This window comes from Enterobacter sp. 6722112 (assembly GCF_058661685.1).
On the sequence record NZ_JBZWGR010000007.1, the window covers coordinates 3,742,036 to 3,765,309 of the forward strand.

At 55.6% G+C, this 23,274-nt stretch carries 25 protein-coding genes; 14 read left to right on the forward strand and 11 right to left on the reverse strand.

Annotation, left to right across the window (positions count from 1 at the left end; all coding sequences use genetic code 11):
* Positions 1-30 precede the first annotated feature (30 nt).
* The 6 genes from ibaG to mlaF form a co-directional block, all read right to left on the reverse strand.
* On the reverse strand, positions 31-285 hold the full coding sequence (gene ibaG, locus AC4OVU_RS19340; protein WP_003861840.1) for a BolA family iron metabolism protein IbaG: 255 nt from the start codon (positions 283-285) through the stop codon (positions 31-33).
* A gap of 126 nt (positions 286-411) precedes the next feature.
* Complete coding sequence (gene mlaB / locus AC4OVU_RS19345) at positions 412-705, reverse strand: lipid asymmetry maintenance protein MlaB (protein WP_003861843.1); 294 nt, start codon at positions 703-705, stop codon at positions 412-414.
* The gene (gene mlaC / locus AC4OVU_RS19350) at positions 705-1,340 is read right to left on the reverse strand and encodes a phospholipid-binding protein MlaC (protein ID WP_006812130.1); all 636 of its coding nucleotides are present in this window, start codon (positions 1,338-1,340) and stop codon (positions 705-707) included. Before mlaC ends, mlaB begins: the two co-directional genes overlap by 1 nt.
* Before the next feature lie 18 nt (positions 1,341-1,358).
* Positions 1,359-1,907, reverse strand: coding sequence for an outer membrane lipid asymmetry maintenance protein MlaD (gene mlaD, locus AC4OVU_RS19355; protein ID WP_006812131.1), 549 nt, complete (start codon positions 1,905-1,907; stop codon positions 1,359-1,361).
* Between the two features lie 4 nt (positions 1,908-1,911).
* Positions 1,912-2,694, reverse strand: a complete 783-nt coding sequence (gene mlaE / locus AC4OVU_RS19360) for a lipid asymmetry maintenance ABC transporter permease subunit MlaE (RefSeq protein WP_003861848.1) — start codon at positions 2,692-2,694, stop codon at positions 1,912-1,914.
* Between the two features lie 7 nt (positions 2,695-2,701).
* Complete coding sequence (mlaF, locus tag AC4OVU_RS19365; protein ID WP_017382730.1) at positions 2,702-3,514, reverse strand: phospholipid ABC transporter ATP-binding protein MlaF; 813 nt, start codon at positions 3,512-3,514, stop codon at positions 2,702-2,704.
* A gap of 227 nt (positions 3,515-3,741) precedes the next feature.
* Between mlaF and AC4OVU_RS19370 the strand changes: the two genes are divergently transcribed.
* The 11 genes from AC4OVU_RS19370 to npr all read left to right on the forward strand — a co-directional run bounded on the left by AC4OVU_RS19370 (position 3,742) and on the right by npr (position 11,661).
* Complete coding sequence (locus AC4OVU_RS19370) at positions 3,742-4,719, forward strand: calcium/sodium antiporter (protein WP_003861852.1); 978 nt, start codon at positions 3,742-3,744, stop codon at positions 4,717-4,719.
* 13 nt (positions 4,720-4,732) lie between these two features.
* Positions 4,733-5,719, forward strand: a complete 987-nt coding sequence (kdsD, locus tag AC4OVU_RS19375) for an arabinose-5-phosphate isomerase KdsD (RefSeq protein ID WP_003861853.1) — start codon at positions 4,733-4,735, stop codon at positions 5,717-5,719.
* A gap of 14 nt (positions 5,720-5,733) precedes the next feature.
* Positions 5,734-6,300, forward strand: a complete 567-nt coding sequence (gene kdsC, locus AC4OVU_RS19380) for a 3-deoxy-manno-octulosonate-8-phosphatase KdsC (protein ID WP_017693909.1) — start codon at positions 5,734-5,736, stop codon at positions 6,298-6,300.
* Complete coding sequence (gene lptC / locus AC4OVU_RS19385; RefSeq protein ID WP_015571983.1) at positions 6,297-6,872, forward strand: LPS export ABC transporter periplasmic protein LptC; 576 nt, start codon at positions 6,297-6,299, stop codon at positions 6,870-6,872. The genes kdsC and lptC overlap by 4 nt, the downstream gene beginning before the upstream one ends.
* Entirely contained in the window at positions 6,841-7,395 is a 555-nt protein-coding gene (gene lptA / locus AC4OVU_RS19390; protein WP_006812136.1) for a lipopolysaccharide ABC transporter substrate-binding protein LptA, read from the forward strand. Before lptC ends, lptA begins: the two co-directional genes overlap by 32 nt.
* A 6-nt stretch (positions 7,396-7,401) precedes the next feature.
* A complete protein-coding gene (gene lptB / locus AC4OVU_RS19395) occupies positions 7,402-8,127 on the forward strand; it encodes an LPS export ABC transporter ATP-binding protein (RefSeq protein WP_023304493.1) in 726 nt (241 codons plus the stop codon).
* Between the two features lie 47 nt (positions 8,128-8,174).
* Positions 8,175-9,608 (forward strand): RNA polymerase factor sigma-54, encoded by a 1,434-nt coding sequence (gene rpoN / locus AC4OVU_RS19400; protein ID WP_023295498.1) that lies wholly within the window; start codon positions 8,175-8,177, stop codon positions 9,606-9,608.
* A gap of 22 nt (positions 9,609-9,630) precedes the next feature.
* Positions 9,631-9,918: a ribosome hibernation promoting factor gene (gene hpf / locus AC4OVU_RS19405; RefSeq protein ID WP_003861866.1), complete on the forward strand. Its 288-nt coding sequence runs from the start codon at positions 9,631-9,633 to the stop codon at positions 9,916-9,918.
* Positions 9,919-10,000: 82 nt separating this feature from the next.
* A complete protein-coding gene (gene ptsN, locus AC4OVU_RS19410) occupies positions 10,001-10,492 on the forward strand; it encodes a PTS IIA-like nitrogen regulatory protein PtsN (RefSeq protein WP_003861869.1) in 492 nt (163 codons plus the stop codon).
* 45 nt (positions 10,493-10,537) lie between these two features.
* On the forward strand, positions 10,538-11,392 hold the full coding sequence (gene rapZ, locus AC4OVU_RS19415; RefSeq protein WP_110292552.1) for an RNase adapter RapZ: 855 nt from the start codon (positions 10,538-10,540) through the stop codon (positions 11,390-11,392).
* Entirely contained in the window at positions 11,389-11,661 is a 273-nt protein-coding gene (gene npr / locus AC4OVU_RS19420; RefSeq protein ID WP_003861872.1) for a PTS phosphocarrier protein NPr, read from the forward strand. The genes rapZ and npr overlap by 4 nt, the downstream gene beginning before the upstream one ends.
* A gap of 39 nt (positions 11,662-11,700) precedes the next feature.
* Here the strand turns inward: npr and mtgA are convergent, their stop codons facing one another.
* From mtgA to lptF, 5 genes are all read right to left on the reverse strand, one after another.
* Positions 11,701-12,426: a monofunctional biosynthetic peptidoglycan transglycosylase gene (gene mtgA / locus AC4OVU_RS19425; RefSeq protein WP_045348879.1), complete on the reverse strand. Its 726-nt coding sequence runs from the start codon at positions 12,424-12,426 to the stop codon at positions 11,701-11,703.
* Entirely contained in the window at positions 12,423-13,076 is a 654-nt protein-coding gene (gene elbB, locus AC4OVU_RS19430) for an isoprenoid biosynthesis glyoxalase ElbB (protein WP_015571987.1), read from the reverse strand. Before elbB ends, mtgA begins: the two co-directional genes overlap by 4 nt.
* Positions 13,077-13,308: 232 nt before the next feature.
* Positions 13,309-15,642, reverse strand: a complete 2,334-nt coding sequence (gene arcB / locus AC4OVU_RS19435) for an aerobic respiration two-component sensor histidine kinase ArcB (protein ID WP_017382727.1) — start codon at positions 15,640-15,642, stop codon at positions 13,309-13,311.
* 137 nt (positions 15,643-15,779) lie between these two features.
* Positions 15,780-16,862, reverse strand: coding sequence for an LPS export ABC transporter permease LptG (gene lptG / locus AC4OVU_RS19440; protein WP_001147540.1), 1,083 nt, complete (start codon positions 16,860-16,862; stop codon positions 15,780-15,782).
* The gene (gene lptF, locus AC4OVU_RS19445) at positions 16,862-17,962 is read right to left on the reverse strand and encodes an LPS export ABC transporter permease LptF (RefSeq protein WP_003861881.1); all 1,101 of its coding nucleotides are present in this window, start codon (positions 17,960-17,962) and stop codon (positions 16,862-16,864) included. Before lptF ends, lptG begins: the two co-directional genes overlap by 1 nt.
* A gap of 265 nt (positions 17,963-18,227) precedes the next feature.
* Between lptF and pepA the strand changes: the two genes are divergently transcribed.
* From pepA to AC4OVU_RS19460, 3 genes are all read left to right on the forward strand, one after another.
* Complete coding sequence (pepA, locus tag AC4OVU_RS19450) at positions 18,228-19,739, forward strand: leucyl aminopeptidase (protein WP_003861882.1); 1,512 nt, start codon at positions 18,228-18,230, stop codon at positions 19,737-19,739.
* 117 nt (positions 19,740-19,856) lie between these two features.
* Entirely contained in the window at positions 19,857-20,300 is a 444-nt protein-coding gene (gene holC / locus AC4OVU_RS19455; RefSeq protein ID WP_003861884.1) for a DNA polymerase III subunit chi, read from the forward strand.
* Entirely contained in the window at positions 20,300-23,155 is a 2,856-nt protein-coding gene (locus tag AC4OVU_RS19460) for a valine--tRNA ligase (protein WP_110292551.1), read from the forward strand. Before holC ends, AC4OVU_RS19460 begins: the two co-directional genes overlap by 1 nt.
* Positions 23,156-23,274: the final 119 nt, after the last annotated feature.

The window sequence follows — 23,274 nt, forward strand, 5'->3', positions numbered from 1 at the left end:
CAACCGTGCTGCGGGCGTTTCGCCCTCAGCTCAAAAACCGTTTAGTTTGCGATCGCGTGCCCACTCCTGTGGGGTGAACGCTTTAATCGACAGGGCGTGGATGCGGTTATCCGCAATGTATTCCATCAGCGGCGCGTACACAGCCTGCTGTTTCTTCACGCGACTCATTCCGTCGAACATCTCACCCACAGCAATAACCTGGAAGTGACTGCCATCGCCAGAGACGTGGGCTTCCTGAAGGGAGAGTGCATTCATCAGCACAGTCTGGATTTCATTATTTTCCATGGGGTCTACATCATCTGATAGTGAAAACAAGCTCAACATCTTAGAGCAAAGTGGCGCGGTCTTAAACAAGCAAAAAGCCCCGACGCGTAAACTGTCGGGGCTTTCAGAAGTAACGTACTGAAAAAATTAGCGAGGTAATACGTCTTCGGGCAAATTGTAAAGCTGTGCAAGGGTAATCACGTTATCGCTTACCCCCGTCAGGGTAACGCTGCTCCCCTGCTTTTTGCCCGTGGCCACCAGGTGCGCCAGCAGGGCGATACCGGCGGTATCTACCCGCGTAACGCCATGGAGATCAATCAGCGTCACGCCCTGCATCGCGTTATGGCGAGCGTCCCACAGCGGGTTAAGCAGATCCTGATCCAGCTCTCCCGTCAGCGTCAACGTCTCGCCGTCACGCGCCCAGCTAAGCTGCTGTGACATTACTTCTTCTCGTCCAGGGTAATTTTCTGACGAGAGATGGACTGAAGCTGAGCCGTCAGGCCATCGATGCCTTTAGTGCGCAGCAGATCGCTCCACTCGTTCTGTTTAGTGGTGATCATGCTGACGCCTTCAGCGATCATGTCGTACGCCTGCCAGTTTCCGGTCTGGCTGTTTTTACGCCACTGGAAGTCCAGACGAACCGGTGGACGACCGTTTGGATCGATAATCGTCACGCGAATAGGAATGATAGTGGCATCGCCCAGCGGCTGTTCAGGGGCAATCTGATAGGTCTGCCCGTGGTACATCGCCAGCGCCTGGCCGTAAGCCTGTTTCAGGTATTCACGGAACGCCGCAAAGTAAGCCTCGCGCTGTGCAGGGGTCGCGTCTTTGTAGTAACGGCCCAGCACCAGTGCGCCCGCATACTTGATCTGCACATACGGCAGCAGTTCCTGATCCACCACATCACGCAGATAATCAGGGTTAGAACGGATTTTTGGCTGTTCGTTTTTAAGACGGTCGAAGGTTTTCTTCGCGGCCTCATCCATCAGTTTGTACGGGTTACTCTGATCCGCAGCGTGCGCCGCGGTAAGAGGGGCAATGACCAGCATGGCAACCATTAACAGTCGTTTAAACATGAATGACTTCTCCTGAAATTAATTCGTCGCGCCTGGCGTCGGTTCGACGTTGGTGTGGTCTTCACTCTGCGCAGGGGCATCGTCAGACTTTTTATCATCCCCTTTACTGTTGTAAAGGAACTGACCAATCATATCTTCCAGCACCATCGCTGACTTGGTATCCTGGATTACGCTACCGTCTTTAAGGATAGTCGTTCCCAGCTCAGGATCTTCAAAACCAACGTTAAGGGCCAGATATTGCTCCCCCAGCAGGCCAGAGGTGCGGATAGAAAGCGAGCTGGTGTCCGGAATGTGGTTATAGCGCTCTTCGATATCCATCGCGACGCGCGGCAGATAGGTTTTCTCATCAAGCGTAATGTCAGCGACACGTCCGATAACGACGCCACCAATACGCACCGGTGAGCGCGCTTTCAGGCCGCCGATGTTATCGAAAGTCGCGTAGACACGATACGTCGGCTCGGCGCGAACAGAGGTGATGTCCGCCGCTCGCAGGCAGATGAACAGCGCGGCCAGCAGCGCCAGAAGCAGAAACACGCCAACCCAAATTTCATTTTTTCTCGTTTGCATGAACTCAATTCCCAAACATCAGTGCGGTGAGCACAAAATCCAGACCTAAAACGGCCAGCGACGAATGTACGACAGTACGCGTCGTTGCACGGCTAATGCCCGCCGACGTCGGAATGGCATCGTAACCATTAAACAACGCAATCCAGGTAACCGTCACAGCGAAAACCACGCTCTTGATCAGACAGTTCACTAGATCCATCCGCAGATCGATGGCGTCCTGCATGGCAGACCAGAAGAATCCGGCATCAATGCCTTTCCAGTTAACGCCAACCAGCGCGCCTCCCCAGATACCTACCGCCACAAAGAGGATAGTCAGTAACGGCAAGGAGATAACCCCGGCCCAGAAGCGCGGCGAGATTACCCGGCGCAGCGGATCGACTGCCATCATCTCCATACTGGAGAGCTGCTCGGTGGCGCGCATCAGGCCAATTTCCGCCGTCAACGCTGACCCGGCACGCCCGGCGAACAGCAGCGCGGCAACCACCGGCCCGAGTTCACGCAGCAGCGAGAGCGCCACCAGCATGCCAAGGCTGGTTTCCGCGCTGTAGGTTGTCAGCACCAGATACCCCTGCAACCCCAGCACCATGCCAATAAACAGACCCGACACGATGATGATAAGCATCGACAGCACGCCGACGTTATAAAGCTGCCGTACCAGTAACGGCGCATGCTTGCGGAACTCCGGTTTGCCGACCAGCGCGTTGAACAACATTAATCCGGCACGCCCGAACGTACTGATGGTTTTTAGGCCACGGTGTCCAAGACCCGCCAACGCATTTAACAGCATGAGTGGCTTAACTCCCTATTCCGAGTAAATCGTCATGATAGTCGCCCGCCGGATAGCGGAAAGGCACCGGCCCATCTGCGATACCGTCCAGGAACTGCCGCACGCGCGGATCGCCATTCTCCTGCAACGCCTGCGCGCTGCCGTGGGCGACGATCTTTTTGTCAGCCACAATATAGGCGTAATCAGCGATACTCAGCACTTCCGGCACGTCGTGGGAAACCACCACGCAGGTGACGCCAAGGGCGCTGTTCAGCTCCGAAATTAACTTCACCAGCACGCCCATGGTGATGGGGTCCTGCCCGACGAACGGTTCATCGAACATGATTAAATCGGGTTCCAGGGCAATAGCACGCGCCAGCGCGGCGCGGCGCGCCATCCCACCCGAGAGTTCGGACGGCATGAGTTTCGCAGCCCCCCGCAGCCCCACGGCTTCAAGCTTCATCATCACCGTACTGTGCAACAGCTCAGGAGGAAGATGGGTGTGCTCACGCAACGGATAGGCCACGTTGTCAAAAACGTTCATATCCGTGAACAGCGCGCCCGACTGAAAGAGCATGCTCATCCGTTTGCGAACCGTGTAGAGGCGCGAGCGAGACATCGCCGGGACATTTTCGCCGTCGAAGAGAATTTCGCCGCTGTCAGGGGGGATTTGCCCGCCGATAAGACGCAGCAACGTGGTTTTACCGATCCCTGACGGCCCCATGATGGCGGTGATTTTACCGCGCGGCACGGTCAGCGAAATATCATCAAATATTAACCGGTTGCCGCGAGAAAAACTGACGCCCCGGACATCGACTATATTCGCCATCGTTTGGCTCATTTATGGTTCCTTACTTACCTTGCTTCACGGCTGGCATGAAGCGTAAATCAGCCCTAAACCCCGCATTTTTACAGAATATTCACTATTGGGGTTAGCGAAAGCTGGCATTTGTTTTACTTTTCCGGCGCATAAAGTCAAAATTAGGAATTCGTTACGTCTCAGACTTCTTCTGGCGCCAACATTCGTGCGCAGTGGACCAGCGAGTATACCTGAAGAAAGGACTTTTGATGCTTTTAGCAACAGCACTGTTAATAATTGGTTTACTGTTGGTGGTCTACAGTGCTGACCGTTTGGTCTTTGCCGCATCCATTCTCTGTCGACTCATTGGCATGCCGCCCATCATTATCGGCATGACGGTGGTCAGTGTAGGCACATCGCTTCCTGAAATCATCGTTTCTGTTTCAGCCTCGCTGCATGGGCAGGTCGACCTCGCTATCGGCACCGCGATTGGCTCTAACATCGTCAATATCTTACTGATTTTAGGCTTAGCCGCATTACTGCATCCATTTCGCGTGCATTCTGATGTTTTGCGCCGGGAATTGCCGTTAATGTTAGTCGTCAGTCTGCTGGCAGGCTACGTACTTTATGACGGGGTGCTGAGCGTCGGTGACGGTATATTCCTGCTCGCCTTGGCCGTGATCTGGTTGCTTTACAGCGTGAAGATCGCACGTCTGGCGGAAAAACAGGGTAACGATAGCCTTACGCGTGAGCATCTCGCCGAGCTGCCCCGGGAAGGGACCTTACCCGTCGCCCTGCTGTGGCTGGGCGTCGCGCTGATCATCATGCCAATGGCCACGCGGATGGTGGTCGATAACGCGACGGTGCTGGCGAACGCGTTTGCGATGAGCGAACTGACAATCGGTCTGACGGTAATCGCCATCGGCACCAGCCTGCCAGAGCTGGCCACCGCCATCGCCGGGGCGCGTAAAGGGGAAGATGATATCGCCATCGGCAATATCATTGGCTCGAATATTTTCAATATCGCGATCGTGACGGGGCTGCCGGCGCTAATCTCGCCGGGGCCGTTTAACCCTATGGTTTTCACGCGCGATTACGGTGTGATGCTGCTGGTCAGCGTGATTTTCGCCCTGCTCTGCTGGCGGCGAAAAGAGCAGATCGGCAAAGGCGCAGGCGCGCTGCTGACGGGTGGATTTATCGTATGGCTGGCGATGCTGTACTGGCTTTCGCCTCTTCTCTCTGGGTAAACGGAAACGCATTATGTCGCAAATAGAATTGCAGCCGGGTTTTGACTTTCAGAAAGCAGGCAAAGACGTTCTGGAGATTGAACGTGAAGGTCTGGCGCAGTTAGATCAGTACATTAATCAGGATTTTAGTCTGGCCTGTGAGAAGATGTTCTACTGTGCCGGCAAAGTCGTGGTGATGGGGATGGGCAAATCCGGCCATATCGGACGCAAAATGGCGGCGACCTTTGCCAGTACCGGCACGTCGTCATTCTTCGTTCATCCCGGTGAAGCCGCGCACGGTGACCTCGGCATGGTTACGCCGCAGGACGTGGTTATTGCGCTGTCCAACTCCGGGGAATCGAATGAAATCCTGGCGTTGATCCCGGTGCTGAAGCGTCTGCACGTACCGCTGATTTGCATGACCAGCCGACCGGAAAGCAGCATGGCGCGTGCGGCGGATATTCACCTGTGCGTGAAAGTGCCTAAAGAAGCCTGTCCGCTGGGGCTGGCGCCGACCTCCAGCACAACCGCCGCGCTGGTGATGGGCGATGCCCTTGCCGTTGCGCTGCTGGAAGCCCGCGGTTTTACGCCTGAAGATTTTGCCCTGTCTCATCCCGGCGGCGCGCTCGGGCGCAAACTGCTGCTGCGGGTTAACGATATTATGCACACCGGAGATGAGATCCCGCACGTGAGCAAAGAGGCCTCTTTGCGCGACGCGTTACTGGAGATCACCCGTAAAAACCTGGGCATGACGGTTATCTGCGACGATCTGATGAAGATTCAGGGCATTTTCACCGACGGCGACCTGCGCCGGGTATTCGATATGGGTGTGGATGTCCGAACGCTGGGCATTGCTGATGTGATGACGCCAGGCGGGATCCGCGTCCGTCCGGGCACGCTGGCGGTAGATGTGCTGAACCTGATGCAGTCCCGTCATATTACCTCAGTGATGGTTGCCGATGGCGACCAACTGCTGGGTGTGGTACATATGCATGATCTGCTGCGCGCTGGCGTAGTGTAATGAAGGATAAGACAATGAGTAATGCGGGTGCATCCCTTGCAACCTGTTATGGCCCGGTGAGCGCCCACATGATGGCAAAGGCGGAAAATATCCGCCTGTTGATCCTCGATGTGGATGGTGTGCTCTCCGACGGTCTGATTTATATGGGCAATAACGGCGAAGAGCTGAAAGCCTTTAACGTTCGCGACGGTTACGGTATCCGCTGTGCGCTCACGTCCGGTATTGAAGTTGCTATCATCACCGGGCGGAAAGCTAAACTGGTAGAAGATCGGTGTGAAACGCTGGGCATTACCCATCTCTATCAGGGGCAGTCTGATAAGATGGTAGCTTTCCGGGATCTGCTGGGAAAACTGGCCATTGCACCAGAGAATGTGGCATACGTCGGGGATGATTTGATCGACTGGCCAGTGATGGCGGAGGTGGGTCTGAGCATCGCCGTGGCTGACGCGCACCCGCTGCTGATCCCGCGTGCTGATTACGTTACCCATATTCACGGTGGCCGCGGCGCCGTCCGTGAAGTCTGCGATCTGCTTCTGCTGTCGCAGGGCAAGCTTGATGAGGCGAAAGGGCAATCGATATGAGTAAAACCAGACGTTGGGTTATCATTCTGCTTGCGCTTGTCGCCCTGGTACTGATTGGCGTCAACCTCGCTGACCGCGATGATACGCAAGCGGAAGTGGTTAACACGAGCGACCCGACCTACAAAAGCGATCACAGCGACACCGTGGTCTATAGCCCGGAAGGCGCGCTGAACTATCGCCTCGTTGCTCAGCATGTAGAATATTTTTCAGATGACGGTACCTCGTGGTTTACCCAACCGGTCATGACCACCTTTGATACGGACAAAGTGCCGACGTGGTCTATCAAGTCTGACCGGGCAAAACTGACAAATGACCGTATGCTTTACCTGTATGGTCACGTTGAAGTCAACGCCCTGACCGCTGACGCGCAACTGCGAAAAATTACGACGGATAACGCCCAGATCAACCTGGTCACCCAGGATGTCACGTCGCAGGATCTAGTCACCCTGTATGGCACAACATTTAATTCCAGCGGTTTAAGAATGCGCGGGAACTTACGCAGCAAAAACGCCGAGCTGATTGAAAAGGTTAGAACCTCCTATGAAATTCAAAACAAACAAACTCAGCCTTAAAGTTGTTATCGCCAGCGCGCTGCTGGCGGCCAGTCTTCCCGCGCTTGCTGTGACTGGCGACACCGAACAGCCGATTCATATTGAATCCGATACCCAGTCTCTGGATATGCAGGGTAACGTCGTCACCTTTACCGGCAACGTCGTCATGACCCAGGGCACCATTAAAATCAACGCCGACAAAGTGGTCGTTACCCGTCCGGGCGGCGAGCAGGGCAAAGAGATTATCGATGGTTATGGCAACCCGGCCACCTTCTACCAGATGCAGGACAACGGCAAGCCGGTGAAAGGCCATGCCTCGCATATGCACTATGAACTGGCGAAGGATCTGGTCATCCTGACCGGTAATGCTTACCTAGAACAGCTGGACAGCAATATCAAAGGCGACAAGATCACCTATCTGGTGAAAGAGCAGAAAATGCAGGCCTCCAGCGAAAAAGGCAAACGCGTCACGACCGTGCTTGTGCCTTCGCAGTTGCAGGACAAGAACAACGGTCAGGCTCCGGCACAGAAAAAGAGTAACTAATTCGTTATGGCAACTTTAACTGCAAAAAACCTCGCGAAAGCGTATAAGGGCCGCCGCGTCGTCGAAGATGTCAGTCTGACCGTCAACTCCGGCGAAATCGTGGGTTTGCTTGGCCCTAACGGGGCGGGTAAAACCACGACCTTCTACATGGTGGTGGGCATCGTCCCGCGTGACGCCGGCAACATCATCATCGATGATGAAGATATCAGCCTGCTGCCGCTGCATGCCCGCGCGCGTCGTGGCATCGGCTATTTGCCGCAGGAAGCGTCTATTTTCCGCCGCTTAAGCGTGTTCGACAACCTGATGGCCGTGCTCCAGATCCGTGACGATCTGACCAGCGAGCAGCGCTCTGACCGTGCGAACGAGCTGATGGAAGAGTTTCATATCGAGCATCTGCGTGACAGCCTCGGCCAGGCGCTGTCCGGTGGTGAACGCCGCCGCGTTGAGATTGCGCGCGCGCTGGCAGCAAACCCAAAATTCATCCTGCTGGATGAACCGTTTGCGGGCGTTGACCCCATCTCCGTTATCGATATCAAACGTATCATTGAGCACCTGCGCGACAGCGGGCTTGGCGTACTGATCACGGACCACAACGTTCGTGAAACGCTGGCCGTGTGTGAGCGCGCCTACATAGTGAGCCAGGGCCATCTGATTGCCCACGGTACGCCGCAGCAAATCCTCGAAGATGAGCATGTTAAGCGCGTGTACCTTGGGGAAGACTTCAGACTCTGATAGGGTAGAGGTTAAGTCACGCCGAACCGGAGAAAAACGCTCTGAACATGAAGCAAGGTTTGCAATTACGGCTCAGCCAGCAACTGGCCATGACGCCGCAGCTACAGCAGGCAATCCGTCTGTTGCAGCTGTCCACGTTAGAACTCCAGCAGGAGCTCCAGCAGGCGCTGGACAGCAATCCGCTGCTGGAGCAAACCGATCTTCATGACGAGGTAGACGCCCAGCAGACGCAGGACACAGAAACGCTCGACTCCGTAGATGCGCTCGAACAGAAAGAGATGCCGGACGAACTGCCGCTGGATGCCAGCTGGGATGAAATTTACACCGCGGGTACCCCTTCCGGGACACGTGCAGACTACCAGGACGATGAACTCCCGGTCTACCAGGGCGAAACCACCCAGTCGCTTCAGGACTACCTGATGTGGCAGGTAGAGCTGACCCCTTTCTCCGATACCGATCGCGCCATTGCCACCTCGATTGTCGATGCCGTTGACGACACGGGCTATTTGACCGTGACGTTGGACGAGATTCTTGAAAGCATCGGCAATGACGAGATTGAACTGGAAGAGATCGAAGCCGTTCTGAAACGCGTTCAGCGTTTCGACCCGATAGGTGTCGCCGCGAAAGATCTGCGCGACTGCCTTCTGATCCAGCTTTCGCAGTTTGCCAAAGAGACACCGTGGATTGACGAAGCCCGGCTCATCATCAGCGATCATCTGGATCTGCTGGCGAATCACGACTTCCGCACCCTGATGCGCGTCACACGCCTGAAAGAAGAGGTGCTGAAGGAAGCGGTGAATCTGATCCAGTCGCTCGATCCGCGTCCGGGGCAGTCGATCCAGACCAGCGAACCGGAATATGTCATTCCTGATGTGCTGGTGAGAAAACACAATGGCCGGTGGGTCGTTGAACTGAACGCCGACAGCATTCCTCGCCTGCAAATCAACCAGCAATACGCCTCCATGTGCACCAGCGCCCGTAACGACGCTGATAATCAATACATTCGCAGCAACCTTCAGGAAGCACGCTGGTTGATCAAGAGCCTGGAGAGCCGTAATGACACGCTGCTGCGCGTCAGCCGCTGTATTGTCGAACAGCAGCAGGCGTTCTTTGAGCAGGGCGAAGAGTTTATGAAACCGATGGTGCTGGCAGACATCGCCCAGGCCGTCGAGATGCATGAATCAACCATTTCCCGCGTGACCACGCAGAAATATCTGCACAGCCCACGCGGTATTTTTGAGCTTAAGTATTTCTTCTCCAGCCACGTGAACACCGAAGGCGGCGGCGAAGCCTCGTCAACGGCTATTCGCGCACTGGTGAAGAAGTTGATCGCCGCGGAGAACCCCGCGAAGCCACTCAGTGACAGTAAGTTAACCACCATGCTGTCCGATCAGGGTATTATGGTGGCACGTCGTACTGTCGCGAAGTATCGAGAGTCTTTATCCATTCCGCCGTCTAACCAGCGTAAACAACTGGTTTGACACAACCGATAAGGAAGACACTATGCAGCTCAATATCACCGGACATAACGTCGAGATTACTGAGGCTTTACGCGATTTTGTAAACACTAAGTTTGCGAAACTCGAGCAGTATTTCGAGAGGATCAACCAGGTCTATGTTGTGTTGAAAGTGGAGAAAGTGACGCATATCTCGGATGCGACCCTGCACGTCAACGGAGGGGAACTCCATGCCAGTGCGGAAGGGCAAGACATGTACGCGGCTATCGACGGCTTGATTGATAAGCTTGCGAGACAGCTCAATAAACATAAAGATAAACTGAAACAACACTAATTGTCCGGGCAGTTAACGGGTGCAGGACGGCCTGTTGTGAAACACAACAGGCCATTTGTACAGTTAGCGCTTAGGTGAAATTATGATAAACAACGATTCCGCTCTTCAACTGAGCAATGTCCTTAACCAGGATTGTACCCGCAGTGGCGTTCACTGCCAGAGCAAAAAACGTGCGCTGGAAATCATCAGTGAGCTGGCCGCAAAACAGCTGGGTCTGCCGCCGCAGATCGTGTTTGAAGCCATTCTGACCCGTGAAAAAATGGGCAGTACCGGCATCGGCAATGGCATTGCGATCCCGCATGGCAAGCTGGAAGAAGATACGCTGCGTGCCGTGGGGGTGTTTGTGCAACTGGAAACGCCTATCGCTTTTGACGCCATCGATAACCAGCCTGTGGATCTGCTTTTCGCGCTGCTGGTTCCTGCCGATCAGACCAAAACCCACCTGCACACGCTGTCGCTGGTTGCCAAACGTCTGGCGGATAAAACCATTTGTCGTCGACTGCGCTCAGCCCAAAGTGATGAAGAGCTTTATCAAATTATCACTGAAGCAGAAGGCAATCAGGATGAGGCATAATCGGGAAAGGGCCTTCAGAACGGCTGCCCTGAGGAGAAACGGAACATGGTGCTGATGATCGTCAGCGGTCGTTCGGGGTCCGGGAAGTCCGTGGCCCTGCGCGCGCTGGAAGACATGGGATTTTACTGTGTAGATAACCTGCCGGTAGTGTTGTTACCCGATCTGGCGCGGACGCTGGGGGACAGGCAAATCTCTGCCGCCGTCAGTATCGACGTGCGTAACATGCCGGAATCGCCGGAAATCTTCGAGCAGGCAATGAACAGCCTGCCGGAATGCTTCTCGCCTCAGCTCTTGTTCCTGGACGCTGACCGCAACACGCTGATCCGTCGCTACAGCGATACACGTCGTTTGCATCCGCTCTCCAGTAAAAATCTTTCGCTGGAAAGCGCCATCGATAAAGAGAGCGATCTGCTTGAGCCGCTGCGTTCCCGGGCCGACCTGATTGTCGACACCTCCGAAATGTCCGTCCACGAGCTGGCGGAAATGCTGCGTACGCGCTTACTCGGCAAGCGCGAGCGCGAACTGACGATGGTGTTTGAATCCTTCGGCTTTAAGCACGGCATACCTATCGATGCGGATTACGTTTTTGATGTGCGTTTCCTGCCGAACCCACACTGGGATCCGAAACTGCGTCCGATGACCGGTCTGGATAAGCCGGTGGCAGCGTTCCTCGATCGACACACAGAAGTACACAATTTTATCTACCAGACGCGAAGCTACCTTGAGCTATGGTTACCTATGCTGGAAACAAACAATCGCAGCTACCTGACGGTGGCGATTGGCTGTACCGGCGGTAAACATCGTTCGGTCTACATTGCCGAACAGCTGGCCGATTACTTCCGCTCACGCGGGAAGAACGTTCAGTCCCGTCATCGCACGCTGGAAAAACGCAAAACATGACCGTAAAACAGACCGTCGAAATCACCAACAAGCTGGGCATGCATGCGCGCCCGGCGATGAAGCTGTTTGAACTGATGCAGGGTTTTGATGCTGAGGTGCTGCTGCGCAACGACGAGGGAACCGAGGCAGAAGCCAACAGCGTGATTGCGCTACTGATGCTGGATTCTGCCAAAGGCCGTCAGATTGAAGTTGAAGCCACCGGCCCGCAGGAAGAAGAAGCGCTGGCGGCAGTGATTGCCCTGTTCAACGCCGGGTTTGACGAAGACTAACGTTCGCCATGTCGGCGGGTAGCGCTGCGCTTACCCGCCCTACCTAAGATTATTTCGCTCCATAAACCCTTCCCCACCCAGCTGGCGCATCTGACGCATAATCCACGCCTGGCGGCTTCGCACGTAGCCTGACGGGGCGCTGGCCTTAAAACGCAGCGGGTTCGGCAGCACGGCGGCAAGCAGTGCCGCTTCGGACATAGTCAGCCTGCTGGCGGGCTTGCCAAAATAGCGCTGCGATGCCGCTTCGACACCAAATACGCCGTCACCAAATTCCGCGATATTCAGGTAGACGGTTAAAATGCGTTTTTTGCTCCACACCGTCTCGACGCCCAGCGTCAGCCCGGCCTCCAGCCCTTTTCTCACCCAGCTGCGACCGTCCCATAAGAACAGGTTTTTTACCGTTTGCTGAGAAAGCGTCGATGCGCCGCGGACGCGGTTTTCATGACGTTCATTATGATCCAGCGCCTTCTCGATAGCCGCCACGTCAAAACCCCAGTGGTCCGGGAATTTCTGATCTTCTGCCGCAATGACCGCCAGCCCCATCCACGGCGAGATTGCATCCATGCTGACCCAGTCAGAATGGGCAACATAGCCAAAATCCCCAGAGAGCCAGGCGCTAATCTGCCGCTCTGCCATCACGGCCGAGAACGGGACGGGCAGGATGCTGAACAGCGCAATACCGCCGCCCCAGAACACAGCCAGGACCATCACAATACGCAGCAGGATCCGTTTTAACCACCCGCCGGGGGAGAATTTACGACTCATTCGGTCAGGACCAGCACTCTGTCCACCAGCTTTTCAATGCCTGCGGCAGCCTCGGCAATGTTCTGCGCCAGCATATACGCTGGCGTGGTGATGATCTTGTTGTCCTCGTCCACCACAATGTCGTCTACCGGACATGGCACGTGTTCGCCGCCCATATCCTCGACAATCTCAGCGGTATCAATGTCGGTTCCGATCGTGAGCCGCAGCGGGAAATCAAAAATCTTCGGCAGCATGGCCGGCGCAATGCAGATAAAGCCCTGCGGCTTACCTGCCGCATGCATCGCCAGCGATAGCGCTTTCAAATCGGGATCGACATGACACGCCGTGCCTTCCGTTGCAAACGTGCTCAGGTTTTTCGCCGCGCCAAAACCGCCCGGCACGATGAGCGCATCAAGTTCAGCGGCATCGGCCTGTGCCAGCGGGTGAATATCGCCGCGCACAATACGCGCCGCTTCAATCAGCACGTTACGGCTTTCCGCCATTGGCTCGCCGGTGAGATGATTAATCACGTCTGCCTGGGTTTTATCCGGGGCGAAGCAGATAACGTCTGCCCCCTGGCGCGATAATGCCAGCAGCGTTAATACGGTTTCATGTATCTCTGAACCATCGTAAACACCACATCCGCTCAGCACGACACCAATCTTTTTCATTCTGACGATCCTTCTATGCAACTCGCTGAAGCACATTAAAAATTCTGATTAAAACGCTATGCTTCACACATTTCACTGATTCATGTAACAAACTGTTTAAGATTTGCTATCTTATCTGCGTGCGGCCTCAATTTTCAGGCGGCGTCCATGCGAAAACAACCCACAAAAATCAGGCGCAGCCACGATTTCCCTGGTGTTGGCGCAGTATTCGCGCACCCCGGTATAGCCGGGGTCATTTTTTTCTGGCATCCACCCAGGCTTTCAGCACTGCCACATCGTTTTGCCACTCTTGTTTCATCTCTTCGACCCAATCACCTACATTATCTTCCCAGGCAGGTAAATCAGGCGACTGAATCTGTTGGCCCAGCTGCTGGAGATGGCGTAACCCGACCGATCCTGCCGCGCCTTTGATTTTATGTCCCTCTTCGACGATGCCCTTCTGGTCACGCGCCGTCAGGTTGGATTCGAGCACGTTCAGATAGCCCGGCATCATTTTTTCGAACACGGCCAGGCCATCGGTGATCAGTTTTGGTCCCACCAGATCGATATACTGCTCCAGCATGGCGGTATCCAGTATCGTTTGGGCTTTAGCGCTATCAACAGACGTCATGGTGCTCTCCTCTTCATCACAGGTATCCCAGAACTTCTTGATCATCGCCGTCAGGGCGGGTACCGCCAGCGGCTTGCTGAGCACATCGTCCATACCGGCCTCGAGGTACTCTTTTTTATCTTTCAGCACGTTTGCGGTCAACGCCACCAGCGGCGGCAGCTCGTCAGGAGCATATTTGCGCGTCAGCTCGCGGGAGATATCCAGCCCGGTCATGTCCGGTAGCTGAATATCGAGCAGCACCAGGTCGTACTCGCCCGGCGTGAACATCTCCAGCGCGGCTTTCCCGGTCATCGCCACATCCACGCTGTTACCGAGTTTTTCCAGTACCGACCGGGCGACAATGACGTTCAGCTCAATATCTTCCACCAGCAGGACGTGCAGGGCTGGCAGCGGCATATCGTCGTTCTCAAACGTATCTTCCACCTCTTCCGCCACGGCAGGCGCGTGGACGGTAAGCGTAAAGGTGGAGCCTTTACCCGGCTGGCTGGCAACGGTGATATCCCCGCCCATACTTTTCGCCAGACGTTTCGACACCGCCAGTCCAATGCCCGTACCGGTCGCCGGTTTACCGCCGTGGCTGTCTTTAACCTGATAATACATGGCGAAGATCTTATCCTGCTCCTCCTGAGGAATGCCGATACCCGAGTCCTCAACTTCAAAGTGCAGCATGTCGCCTTCGTCATAGCGAATGCGCACCGCAACCTGCCCCTTCTGGGTAAACTTCACGGCGTTGCTGATGAGGTTCCACAGGATCTGCCGCAGACGTGTGCCGTCCGTCACCACTTTATGCGGCAACGGCAGCGTTGGCTCCATCACAAAGCTCAACCCTTTTTGCTGAGCCTGTAAACCTGACAGGTTTTCCAGGTCCGCGAGGAAACCGGTAAAATCAACCGGCTGGTTGTCGAGCTGAACTTTACGGCGTTCCATCTTATCCATGTCGATAATATCATTGAAGATATTGCCCAGCGTGACCGCCGAGACGTGGATCGTTTTCAGGTATTTTTCCTGCTCGCTGGTCAGCTCGGTATCCAGCAGAATGCGGCTCAGCCCCACAATGCCATTCAGCGGGGTGCGCAGTTCATGGCTGATGGTGGAGATGAAGGTTGTTTTATCCCGGCTGGCGCGCTCCAGCGCATCCTGATAGCGCTTACGCTCGGTGATATCGCGGCCAAAGCCCATCAGACCATGACGTTTCCCCACCCGGTCGTAATAAGGCACTTTGCGGATCTCAAAGCAGGCTTTGCGCCCGTCAGGATAGTCCAGCCACTGCTCATAGGTCAGCGAAACGTTATGGCGGAAGACCTTTTCATCCGTCTCCATCACTTTTGCTGCCGCCTCTTCGGAATAGACATCCTGAGGTTTCAGGTGGATCAGCTGCTTTTCGCTTTTCCCGGTCAACAGTTCCATGGCCCGGTTACAGCCGGAGAACTCTTTATCTTCATTACGGTAGAACACCAGATCCGGCGACGCATCGAGGAACGAGCGCAGGAAAGAGGATTGCTGTTCAAGCTGGATCTGCGTCACTTCACGCTCTTTCATCTCAACTTTTAGCTGCTCAAGCGTGGTCTGACGCTCGGCTTCCGCCTTCTCACGGTCTGAAATTTCCTGATTCAGCTGGGCAATGTTGTCCTTGAGCTGGACGTTGAGTTTGAGATCGCGCTCGCGCATCTCTTCCAGCTTATCCACCAGTTTCGATAAACGCTGTCGGGACTCTTCCAGTTGCTCAACCACCACGGAGAGAAAATAGACCGCCCATGGGGTAATCAGCAGGCCAAAGAAAATAGAGCGGATCACGTCGATGCTCTCGACCTGACCATGCAGAACCATGGTCACGGCCATTTGCACGACGATGGCCAGAACGACCAGCGCCAGCGCCAGCAGCATGGAAAAACGCACCAGCCCGAGCTTCATCATCAGGTCGACGTAGTACTGGGCCAGCATTCGAATTTGCTTCATAGAGGATCCCTTCACGACTTTATCGCTCAATAATACTCAAATTCACGGCGAGGCGTTGAAGGTTGTGAGAAAAAGTGCGGGGTGAAACAGGAGATTAGCCTCGCCCCCGGGCAACCGGGAGCGAGGAAGAAGGTTTATCAGGAGCGTTTTAGCAGCATCCAGAGGCTGATCAGGAAGAAACTGGCGCTCGGCAACAGTGCGCCGATAATTGGCGGAATGCCATACACCAGCGTCAGCGGACCGAAAATCTGATCGAGGACGTAGAACACAAAACCAAAGCTGATACCGGTTACCACGCGAACCCCCATCGGCACGCTACGCAGCGGTCCAAAGATGAACGATAGCGCCATCAGCATCATCACGGCCACGGACAGCGGCTGGAAGATTTTGCTCCACATGTTGAGCTGGTAACGCCCCGCATCCTGTCCGCTCGATTTCAGATACTTCACGTAATTATGCAGACCGCTGATGGAGAGCGCATCGGGATCGAGCGCTACCACCCCAAGCTTGTCCGGCGTCAGGTTGGTTTTCCAGGTACCGCTAACGGTCTGCGAACCGGTGATCTGTTTCGGGTTCGTCAGGTCAGATTCATCAACCTGGGATAACCGCCACAGCTTGTTGTTCGCATCAAATTTAGCGGAGGCGGCATAACGCACCGACTGTAAACGACGATCGTTATTGAAGGCATAGATGCTCACGCCGCCCAGTTCATCGTCCCCTTTCACGCGTTCGATATAGACAAAGTTCTGACCATCTTTCGCCCATAATCCCTGCTGCGTGGAGAGCAGTGAACCGCCGTACATAGCCTGAGCACGGTAGTTACGCGCCATCTGTTCGCCCTGCGGCGCGACCCATTCGCCAATCGCCATGGTCAACAGCACCAGCGGGATCGCGGTTTTCATCACCGACAGCGCAACCTGCATACGGGTAAAACCCGATGCCTGCATCACCACCAGCTCGCTACGCTGAGCCAGCATCCCCAGGCCCAGCAGCGCCCCCAACAGGGCCGCCATCGGGAAGAAGATCTGCACATCTTTTGGTACGCTGAGCAGGGTATACATCCCGGCGCCCAACGCGTCGTAACTCCCCTGCCCGGCTTTTTTCAGCTGGTCGACAAATTTGATAATGCCCGAGAGCGACACCAGCATGAACAGGGTCATCATGATGGTGGTGAAAATCGTTTTACCGATATAGCGGTCAAGTACGCCAAACGCCTGCATTAGATGGCTCCTTTACGCGTAAACCGGGCACGAAGACGACGCACAGGCACCGTGTCCCACAAGTTGAGTCCGACTGCCAGCAGCAGATACAAACCATTCACGACCCAGGTCCAGATCATCGGGTCAATTTTTCCTTTCCCGCCGTTAGACTTGATTGAGGTTTGCAGCAGGAAGAACACCAGATACAGCAGCATCGCTGGCAGCATCGACAGCACGCGGCCCTGGCGCGGGTTTACCACGCTCAGCGGAACCACCATCAGCGCCATCATAAATACGGTGAATACCAGCGTGATACGCCAGTGCAGTTCAGCACGCGCACGATCGGTATCGGTATTCATTAAGGTGCGCATATCCATCTGCTCAGTATCCGTGGGATCGAGCGCGACGGCCTGATGGCCAATGATGGCCTGGTAGTTCTGAAAATCGGTAATACGGAAGTCGCGCAGCATAGCCGTGCCTTCGAAACGCGTTCCTTTGTTCAGCGTGACAACCTGAGAGCCGTCTTTACGCTGAGACAGCTGACCGGAGTCCGCCACCACCACAGAAGGCCGAGCGTTACCTTTCGGGCGCAGTTGAGCAAGAAACACGTCATTGAAGCGGTTGCCATCGACGCTTTCGATAAACAGCACGGAGTTACCGTCGGTAGCCTGCTGGAACTGCCCCTGCGCCAGCGCCGCCAGCCCCGGGTTAGCTTTTGCTTCCGCCAGCACCTCATCCTGATGACGAGAGGAGGTCGGCCCCGCCCACATGACGTTAACCGCGGCAACAATGCCCGTAAACAGCGCCAGCACCATGGCTGCTTTTACCAGTACGGCTTTACTGAGGCCGCAGGCATGCATCACGGTGATTTCACTTTCGGTATAGAGCTTACCCAGGGTCATCAGCAGACCAAGGAACAGGCTTAACGGCAGGATAAGCTGCGCCATTTCCGGCACGCCAAGCCCGAGCAGGGAAAGCACCAGATTCGTTGGGATTTCGCCATCAACCGCCGCGCCGAGGATCCTGACCAGCTTCTGACAGAAAAAGATCAGAAGGAGGATAAAGAGGATCGCCAGTTGGCTCTTCAGCGTCTCCCGAACCAGATATCTTATGATTATCACTTTAAATACGCCCGTTAAAACTCGTCTTATGCAGGAATTTAGCTTGTTTCATGGCTTAAACGTCATTTATTCTCTTGAGTCGTCGAAATCATCGCTAAGATTAAAAAACCCGGCGGATTCGCGCTTCATGACATTTATTGACGTGTCGAAACCGTAGTAACGTAAGATTAACACGAAGTCACCACAACGGCGGACATGAGTTACGAAAGGTTTCAATTCTATCCGTAGCCGCCGCCGTTGTCTTTAAGATTCAGGAGCGTAGTGCATGGAGTTCAGTGTAAAAAGCGGTAGCCCGGAGAAACAGCGGAGTGCCTGCATCGTTGTGGGCGTCTTTGAACCACGCCGACTCTCCCCGATCGCCGAGCAACTCGATAAAATCAGCGACGGTTATATCAGCGCCCTGCTGCGCCGTGGCGAACTGGAAGGCAAACCAGGGCAGACCTTGTTGCTGCACCATGTTCCGAACGTCCTGTCCGAGCGTATTCTGCTGATTGGCTGTGGTAAAGAACGTGAGCTTGATGAGCGCCAGTACAAGCAGGTTATTCAGAAAACCATTAATACACTGAATGATACTGGTTCGATGGAAGCCGTCTGCTTCCTGACGGAGCTGCACGTTAAGGGCCGCAACACGTACTGGAAAGTGCGTCAGGCCGTCGAAACCGCAAAAGAGAGCCTCTACAGCTTTGATCAGCTGAAGACCACCAAAAGCGAGCCGCGTCGCCCGCTGCGTAAAATGGTCTTTAACGTGCCAACCCGTCGCGAGCTGACCAGCGGCGAGCGCGCTATTCAGCACGGTCTGGCCATTGCCGCCGGTATTAAAGCGGCAAAAGATCTTGGCAATATGCCGCCAAACATCTGTAACGCCGCGTACCTGGCGTCTCAGGCGCGCCAGCTGGCTGACGCCTACAGCAAGAACGTCATCACCCGCGTTATCGGCGAACAGCAGATGAAAGAGCTGGGGATGCACTCTTATCTGGCGGTCGGTAACGGCTCCCAGAACGAATCCCTGATGTCGGTCATTGAGTACAAGGGCAATCCGTCAGAAGATGCGCGACCCATCGTGCTCGTCGGTAAAGGGCTGACCTTCGACTCCGGCGGTATCTCCATCAAGCCTTCAGAAGGCATGGATGAGATGAAGTACGACATGTGCGGCGCGGCGGCGGTTTACGGCGTCATGCGCATGGTCGCGGAACTTCAGTTGCCCATCAACGTGATCGGCGTGCTGGCGGGCTGCGAAAACATGCCTGGCGGCCGCGCTTATCGTCCTGGTGATGTGCTGACCACCATGTCCGGCCAGACCGTTGAGGTGCTGAACACCGACGCCGAAGGCCGTCTGGTGCTGTGCGACGTGCTGACCTACGTTGAGCGTTTCGAACCTGAAGCGGTTATCGACGTGGCTACCCTGACCGGCGCCTGCGTGATCGCGCTGGGCCATCACATCACCGGCCTGATGTCGAACCACAACCCGCTGGCGCATGAGCTGATCGGCGCGTCCGAGCAGGCCGGCGACCGCGCGTGGCGTCTGCCGCTGGGGGACGAGTTCCAGGAACAGCTGGAGTCTAACTTCGCAGACATGGCGAACATCGGCGGTCGTCCTGGCGGAGCAATTACCGCGGGCTGCTTCCTGGCGCGCTTTACCCGCAAGTACAACTGGGCGCACCTGGACATCGCGGGGACCGCATGGCGCTCCGGTAAAGCCAAAGGCGCGACCGGACGTCCGGTGGCACTGCTGTCGCAGTTCCTGCTCAATCGTGCGGGTTTTAACGGCGACGAGTGATGTAAAACGCCGGGTGGCGGCTACGCCTTACCCGGCCTACACGCCACTCAACCGTAGGCCGGGTAAGCGAAGCGCCACCCGGCTTTGCATTTAAATCCACGACAAGAAGCCCCATATATGAAGAATGCAACGTTCTACCTTCTGGACAATGACACCCATCAGGATGGCCTCAGCGCCGTTGAACAGCTGGTGTGTGAAATTGCCGCAGAACGTTGGCGCGCAGGTAAACGCGTCCTGATTGCCTGTGAAGATGAGCAGCAGGCGATTCGCCTGGATGAAGCGCTATGGGCGCGCCCGCCGGAGAGTTTTGTTCCGCATAACCTGTCGGGCGAAGGTCCACGCGGCGGGGCACCGGTGGAGATTGCCTGGCCGCAAAAACGCAACAGCAGCGCGCGCGACATTCTCATTAGCCTGCGGACAGACTTTGCAGATTTTGCCACCGCTTTCACAGAAGTGGTAGACTTTGTCCCTTACGAAGAATCTTTGAAACAACTGGCGCGCGAACGCTACAAAGCGTACCGCCTGGCCGGTTTTAACCTGAATACGGCAACCTGGAAATAATGGAAAAGACATATAACCCACGCGATATCGAACAGCCGCTTTACGAGCACTGGGAACAGCAGGGCTATTTCAAGCCTAACGGCGACGAAAGCAAAGAGTCCTTCTGCATCATGATCCCGCCGCCGAACGTCACCGGCAGTTTGCATATGGGGCATGCTTTCCAGCAGACCATCATGGATACCATGATCCGCTACCAGCGCATGCAGGGCAAAAATACCCTGTGGCAGGCGGGGACTGACCACGCGGGTATCGCGACCCAGATGGTGGTTGAGCGTAAAATTGCCGCTGAAGAGGGTAAAACCCGCCACGACTACGGTCGCGACGCGTTCATCGACAAAATCTGGCAGTGGAAAGCGGAATCCGGCGGCACCATTACCCGTCAGATGCGCCGTCTCGGCAACTCCGTAGACTGGGAGCGCGAGCGCTTCACCATGGATGAAGGCCTGTCCAACGCCGTGAAAGAAGTCTTTGTGCGCCTGTACAAAGAAGACCTGATTTATCGTGGCAAGCGCCTGGTCAACTGGGACCCGAAACTGCGCACCGCCATCTCTGACCTGGAAGTGGAAAACCGCGAGTCTAAAGGCTCCATGTGGCACATCCGCTATCCGCTGGCCGACGGCGCAAAAACCGCCGACGGTAAAGATTACCTGGTGGTGGCGACCACCCGTCCGGAAACCCTGCTGGGCGATACCGGCGTGGCCGTTAACCCGGAAGATCCGCGTTATAAAGATCTGATCGGCAAATTCGTGGTGCTGCCGCTGGTGAACCGCCGTATTCCGATTGTGGGCGACGAACACGCCGACATGGAAAAAGGCACCGGCTGCGTGAAAATCACCCCGGCGCATGACTTCAACGACTATGAAGTCGGTCGTCGTCATCAACTTCCGATGATCAACATTCTGACCTTCGACGGCGATATCCGCGAAAGCGCAGAAGTGTATGACACCAAAGGCAACGAATCCGACGTTTATTCCAGCGACATCCCGGCTGAGTTCCAGAAGCTGGAGCGCTTTGCCGCGCGTAAAGCCATCTTAGCCGCCGTTGACGCACTCGGCCTGCTGGAAGAGATTAAACCTCACGATCTGACCGTGCCGTACGGCGACCGTGGCGGCGTGGTTATCGAGCCAATGCTGACCGACCAGTGGTACGTGCGTGCCGACGTGCTGGCGAAACCGGCTGTGGAAGCGGTTGAGAACGGCAGCATTCAGTTCGTGCCGAAGCAGTACGAAAACATGTACTTCTCCTGGATGCGCGATATTCAGGACTGGTGTATTTCCCGTCAGCTGTGGTGGGGTCACCGTATCCCGGCATGGTACGACAACGAAGGCAATGTCTACGTTGGCCGCACCGAAGAGGAAGTGCGTCAGGAAAACAACCTGGGCGCTGACGTTGCCCTGCGCCAGGACGAAGACGTGCTGGATACCTGGTTCTCCTCCGCGCTGTGGACCTTCTCCACCCTCGGCTGGCCGGAAAACACCGACGCGCTGCGTCAGTTCCACCCAACCAGCGTGATGGTCTCCGGCTTCGACATCATCTTCTTCTGGATCGCCCGCATGATCATGATGACCATGCACTTCATCAAAGACGAAGACGGCAAGCCGCAGGTTCCGTTCCATACCGTCTACATGACCGGCCTGATCCGCGACGACGAAGGCCAGAAGATGTCCAAATCCAAGGGTAACGTTATCGACCCGCTGGATATGGTGGACGGTATCTCTCTGGAAGAGCTGCTGGAAAAACGTACCGGCAACATGATGCAGCCGCAGCTGGCGGAGAAAATCCGCAAGCGTACCGAGAAGCAGTTCCCGAACGGGATAGAATCTCACGGTACCGACGCCCTGCGCTTCACCCTGGCGGCGCTGGCCTCCACCGGTCGTGACATCAACTGGGATATGAAGCGTCTGGAAGGTTACCGTAACTTCTGTAACAAGCTGTGGAACGCCAGCCGCTTCGTGCTGATGAACACCGAAGATCAGGATTGCGGCTTTAACGGCGGCGAAATGACCCTGTCTCTGGCAGACCGCTGGATCCTCGCGGAATTTAACCAGACGGTGAAAGCATTCCGCGACGCGCTGGACAGCTACCGCTTCGACATCGCGGCAGGCATTCTGTACGAATTCACCTGGAACCAGTTCTGCGACTGGTACCTGGAGCTGGCGAAGCCGGTCATGAACGGCGGTTCTGAAGCGGAACTGCGCGGCACGCGTAATACGCTGATTACCGTTCTGGAAGGTCTGCTGCGCCTTGCGCACCCGATCATTCCGTTCATTACCGAAACCATCTGGCAGCGCGTGAAGGTGATTGCCGGTATTAACGCCGATACCATCATGCTCCAGCCGTTCCCGGCATTCGACGCCGCGAAAGTGGATGAAGCCGCGTCTGCGGATACCGAGTGGCTGAAACAGGCGATCGTTGCGGTACGTAACATCCGCGCGGAAATGAACATCGCTCCGGGTAAACCACTGGAGCTGCTGCTGCGCGGTTGCAGCGAAGCTGCCGTTCGTCGCGTCACCGAGAACAACACCTTCCTGAAAACCATGGCGCGTCTGGAAAGCATCACCGTGCTGCCTGCCGATGACAAAGGTCCGGTTTCCGTGACCAAAATCATCGACGGCGCGGAGCTGCTGATCCCGATGGCGGGCCTGATCGACAAAGATGCGGAGCTGGCGCGTCTGGCGAAAGAAGTGGCGAAAGTCGACGTGGAAATTGGCAAAATCGAAAGCAAACTGGCGAACGAGGGCTTTGTGGCCCGCGCGCCGGAAGCGGTCATCGCCAAAGAGCGTGAGCGTCTGGTTGCCTTCGCCGATGCGAAGACCAAACTGATCGAGCAGCAGGCGGTTATCGCGGCGCTGTAATGCTTTTACCCCTTACGCTTCAGGGCGTAAGGGGTATCCTTCCTGAAAACTCCTCGCTTGCACTCCCCTTTCTGCGGTGCTATTAACAGCAGTTGTGTGTCAATTTTTGTCATGAGTAA

Excerpts from the sequence above, each read along its gene's own strand:
- mtgA (WP_045348879.1), bottom strand. The coding sequence starts at position 12,426 with ATGAGTCGTAAATTCTCCCCCGGCGGGTGGTTAAAACGGATCCTGCTG.
- mlaC (WP_006812130.1), bottom strand. The coding sequence starts at position 1,340 with ATGTTTAAACGACTGTTAATGGTTGCCATGCTGGTCATTGCCCCTCTT.
- ibaG (WP_003861840.1), bottom strand. The coding sequence starts at position 285 with ATGGAAAATAATGAAATCCAGACTGTGCTGATGAATGCACTCTCCCTT.
- elbB (WP_015571987.1), bottom strand. The coding sequence starts at position 13,076 with ATGAAAAAGATTGGTGTCGTGCTGAGCGGATGTGGTGTTTACGATGGT.
- mlaD (WP_006812131.1), bottom strand. The coding sequence starts at position 1,907 with ATGCAAACGAGAAAAAATGAAATTTGGGTTGGCGTGTTTCTGCTTCTG.
- lptB (WP_023304493.1), top strand. The coding sequence starts at position 7,402 with ATGGCAACTTTAACTGCAAAAAACCTCGCGAAAGCGTATAAGGGCCGC.
- mlaB (WP_003861843.1), bottom strand. The coding sequence starts at position 705 with ATGTCACAGCAGCTTAGCTGGGCGCGTGACGGCGAGACGTTGACGCTG.
- mlaF (WP_017382730.1), bottom strand. The coding sequence starts at position 3,514 with ATGAGCCAAACGATGGCGAATATAGTCGATGTCCGGGGCGTCAGTTTT.
- holC (WP_003861884.1), top strand. The coding sequence starts at position 19,857 with ATGAAGAATGCAACGTTCTACCTTCTGGACAATGACACCCATCAGGAT.
- AC4OVU_RS19370 (WP_003861852.1), top strand. The coding sequence starts at position 3,742 with ATGCTTTTAGCAACAGCACTGTTAATAATTGGTTTACTGTTGGTGGTC.
- lptA (WP_006812136.1), top strand. The coding sequence starts at position 6,841 with ATGAAATTCAAAACAAACAAACTCAGCCTTAAAGTTGTTATCGCCAGC.
- lptG (WP_001147540.1), bottom strand. The coding sequence starts at position 16,862 with ATGCAGGCGTTTGGCGTACTTGACCGCTATATCGGTAAAACGATTTTC.
- rpoN (WP_023295498.1), top strand. The coding sequence starts at position 8,175 with ATGAAGCAAGGTTTGCAATTACGGCTCAGCCAGCAACTGGCCATGACG.
- arcB (WP_017382727.1), bottom strand. The coding sequence starts at position 15,642 with ATGAAGCAAATTCGAATGCTGGCCCAGTACTACGTCGACCTGATGATG.
- kdsC (WP_017693909.1), top strand. The coding sequence starts at position 5,734 with ATGAGTAATGCGGGTGCATCCCTTGCAACCTGTTATGGCCCGGTGAGC.
- lptC (WP_015571983.1), top strand. The coding sequence starts at position 6,297 with ATGAGTAAAACCAGACGTTGGGTTATCATTCTGCTTGCGCTTGTCGCC.
- AC4OVU_RS19460 (WP_110292551.1), top strand. The coding sequence starts at position 20,300 with ATGGAAAAGACATATAACCCACGCGATATCGAACAGCCGCTTTACGAG.
- ptsN (WP_003861869.1), top strand. The coding sequence starts at position 10,001 with ATGATAAACAACGATTCCGCTCTTCAACTGAGCAATGTCCTTAACCAG.
- npr (WP_003861872.1), top strand. The coding sequence starts at position 11,389 with ATGACCGTAAAACAGACCGTCGAAATCACCAACAAGCTGGGCATGCAT.
- kdsD (WP_003861853.1), top strand. The coding sequence starts at position 4,733 with ATGTCGCAAATAGAATTGCAGCCGGGTTTTGACTTTCAGAAAGCAGGC.
- pepA (WP_003861882.1), top strand. The coding sequence starts at position 18,228 with ATGGAGTTCAGTGTAAAAAGCGGTAGCCCGGAGAAACAGCGGAGTGCC.
- mlaE (WP_003861848.1), bottom strand. The coding sequence starts at position 2,694 with ATGCTGTTAAATGCGTTGGCGGGTCTTGGACACCGTGGCCTAAAAACC.
- rapZ (WP_110292552.1), top strand. The coding sequence starts at position 10,538 with ATGGTGCTGATGATCGTCAGCGGTCGTTCGGGGTCCGGGAAGTCCGTG.
- hpf (WP_003861866.1), top strand. The coding sequence starts at position 9,631 with ATGCAGCTCAATATCACCGGACATAACGTCGAGATTACTGAGGCTTTA.